This is a genomic window from Ruegeria sp. YTSA135 (assembly GCF_059610165.1).
The window spans coordinates 1-3,146 of the sequence record NZ_JBXWNC010000039.1; the positions used below are offsets into that span (position 1 = coordinate 1).

Below are 3,146 nucleotides of genomic sequence, written 5' to 3' on the forward strand. Positions count from 1 at the left end.
TGATACGCCCTGTTTTACTGAGGTGATCATCGGTGACGGTGCCTGTAACGGGAATAGAACACCGCCCCCGGGCACCATTTTTCATAAATAAAATCAGATACTTGCGCGTGCGCTTATCTCTCTGAGGCATATCACGCCAAGAAAAATGGATTTCTTTTGATCTAGATTTGTTTACTTGGCATTCGGTGTAGGGCGCTTTTGGCGCGTGAGACCGCTAGGCTGTTAGACGCCGTATCGCTTAAATTGGTGCAGTACTCATAAAACGACCAGCGCTGATAAAAATGCGGAAAATCGAACCAAATTGTCCGAAAACTACCGCGGTGCTTTGGGGGCAGGGTAAGAGTTCCCAACTATAACCCGAACCGAGAAAGATTACTGCGGCAAGGTGGTAAAATTTTTGAATGAAGTAAATGGTAGCGGAGGAGGCTACATACCTTGATTGTCAGGCGTAGCCATGAATTGAAAAAATCCGTTAAAATACAGATGCCTTTGTGTTGCCCAATGCCACGCGTTGCCGTACATTGACAAAAAAATGTTGGGTAAAATGGTTGGCAAAAGAAAAGGTAAACACCCTCATAACGCATTAGCTCCGGCATTCGTTAAGTCGGCCAAGGGTCCTGCGCTTTATGCGGATGGAAGCGGACTGTACCTAAAGGTTGATGAAAGCGGCGCAAGTCGCTGGATTCAGCGGATCGTAATTCGGGGTAAAAGATGTGAAATTGCTATAGGCTCAACCAAACTTGTCTCACTATCCAGTGCCCGCGTAGCCGCGCATGATAATCGCAAGATAGCCCGAGAGGGTGGGGACCCCAGAGCCGACAAGAAACTGCGAGAAGCGGTGCCGACATTTGAGGAAGCCGCGCGGGAAGTTCACAAAGCCAACAAATCATCATGGCGCAATGCCGACCATGCAAAAAAGTACATCAGGTCATTGGAGTCCTATGCCTTTCCACATTTTGGCAAGGTCAATGTTGCTGATGTTGATGGCTCACATGTCCTGACCGCTCTACTGCCCATTTGGACTACGAAAGACGACACAGCGCGGCGGGTGCGGCAGCGGATCGGGACAGTTATGAAGTGGGCGATTGCAAATGGCTGGCGCACTGACAATCCGGCAGAAGCCGTAAAGGCCGTTTTACCTAAACAGGACAAGACCAAAAGAAAGAACCGCAAGGCTCTGCCGTACGGGGACGTATCAAGTTGTATTGCCTGCGTCCAACAGTCCGATGCTGACCCTTCAACCAAGCTGGCAGTTGAGTTTTTGGTGCATACTGCTTGTCGCTCTAAAGAGGTGAGAGAAGCCGTTTGGAGCGAGATTGACCTTCAAGGCCGGGTTTGGATTATCCCAGCAGTCCGAATGAAAATGGCGGAACCCCATCAGGTGCCTCTGACAGAGCGTGCTATCGAGGTGCTGAACGAAGCCCGCAAGCTTCATCAAGGTGATTTAGTTTTCCCCGGCAGAAAGCAAAAAAAGCCCCTCAGTGACGTGACATTGCTCAAGTTGGTTCGTGAGCAAGGTTATGACTGTGATGTTCATGGATTTCGGGCCAGTTTCCGAACTTGGGCGCAGGAGCAAACAAACTTCCCGCGTGAAGTCTGCGAAATGGCGCTGGCGCACAAGGTTGGCGACGATACAGAAGCGGCCTATGCAAGGTCGGACCTGTTCGCCAAACGGCGGAAGCTAATGGATACCTGGGCCTCTTATTTATCAGCACAGAGTGGTGAGGTAATCGAGATGGCGGGCCGGTCATGACGCACAGATATATTCCCGCACCGTTTTGTATTTTCCCTGTAATGCGGCAGAAGCTTTATTATCACCTCTACCCTGCCGCGCATGATGATAGCGAACTGAAAACTGCCCTAATGGAAGATATGGAGAGAGCGACAAATAAGGTCGCGACACTGCGTAGCCACCTTACAGATTTGGGCGTTGATCCGGATGCCCGGAGAAACTGGCATTGGGGAACAGCGCATCGCGTTGGCGACTCTCGCAAGTTACCGCCGGGTGCGCGGAAAATCTTTGATGACGCGGGTCACGCGCATGACCTTATCGCCGCTTCCGAGGCGTTGGAGAAAGGTGAATTTGATCCAGTTGCGCGCTTTTTCCCGAGGTGGGATGACCGGAGGGGCACGCTAGTCAGCCCTTCGGTTCCGATTGAGTTGATACAACTCCGCAACAGCCGTCTAAACGCGTTTATGAACACGACGAGAGACGCCCTGTATCGCGGAGATATCACCGCATACGTAAAGCGCAACGAGGGCATTCATACCATCGCGGATAGAAACATCTGGTTGCATGACTTCATCGCTACAAGAGCCTTAGAACGGGGCGCAATAAGAGACGAGACCGAAACGTTTGGAATAGGCTCAGCCCGACTGGAATTGTTTTTTAATAGTGAAGAACTCGAAAGGCGGTTCCCGCTCTATGGGGCTTCCAAAGAGAGTTTCCCCACCAACAACACGGAACGTGCATCCAAGCCAACTAAACCAGAGCGGATTGCTGACGCATTGGTCGAAATGTACCCGACTGGCATTCCGGAGAAGGCTTATGGTGGTATTGCCGAATTAAGGCGACAGGTTGAATGTAAGACTGGTATCGACGCAATCACGGACGGAACGTGGAGCCGGGGTAAGGCCCTGTACGAAAAGCGAGTCAAAGGTAACCTGTTGAATTGATGCGGATGCAGGCAAACGCTATGTCAACACCGCCAAATACCGCCAAATACCGCCAAACATACAGCCAAAAATGCCAAACATACAGCCAATTCCAAATGCGGATTTTGGCTTTATTGATAGTATTTTCAATAACTTACATGTGCCTATCATAGCAAACCATTGAAGCCGCTGGACGCAGGTTGCCAGCCGCAGAAAATGGGAAAAGCGATGATAGAAAAGCATTATCGCCGCAAGGAAGTCGAGGAAGTAACCGGCCTGTCTGGCCGTCAAATTTACCGCCTCATGGATCAGGGCGAGTTTCCGCGCCCGGTCAAAATGTCAGCAAACATCGTGGCATGGAAAGAAAGCGACCTGAGCGCTTTTCTGGAAAGCCGGAAAGCGGCAGCCGCATAAACGAAACCCGCGCTCCATGGGTCATCATGGGCACGGGACATTTCGTTTTACAGTCTGTGGCAGGACTTTCTGAAATG

The 3,146-nt window shown here is 50.8% G+C and carries 3 protein-coding genes; all 3 read left to right on the forward strand.

Annotation, left to right across the window (positions count from 1 at the left end):
• Positions 1–532: 532 nt before the first annotated feature.
• The 3 genes from AC2FIT_RS22470 (at position 533) to AC2FIT_RS22480 (ending at position 3,069) form a co-directional block, all read left to right on the forward strand.
• A complete protein-coding gene (locus AC2FIT_RS22470; protein ID WP_496832627.1) occupies positions 533–1,753 on the forward strand; it encodes a tyrosine-type recombinase/integrase in 1,221 nt (406 codons plus the stop codon).
• Entirely contained in the window at positions 1,750–2,676 is a 927-nt protein-coding gene (locus AC2FIT_RS22475; protein WP_496832629.1) for a hypothetical protein, read from the forward strand. Before AC2FIT_RS22470 ends, AC2FIT_RS22475 begins: the two co-directional genes overlap by 4 nt.
• Positions 2,677–2,883: 207 nt before the next feature.
• Positions 2,884–3,069 (forward strand): helix-turn-helix transcriptional regulator, encoded by a 186-nt coding sequence (locus AC2FIT_RS22480; RefSeq protein ID WP_496832631.1) that lies wholly within the window; start codon positions 2,884–2,886, stop codon positions 3,067–3,069.
• Positions 3,070–3,146: the final 77 nt, after the last annotated feature.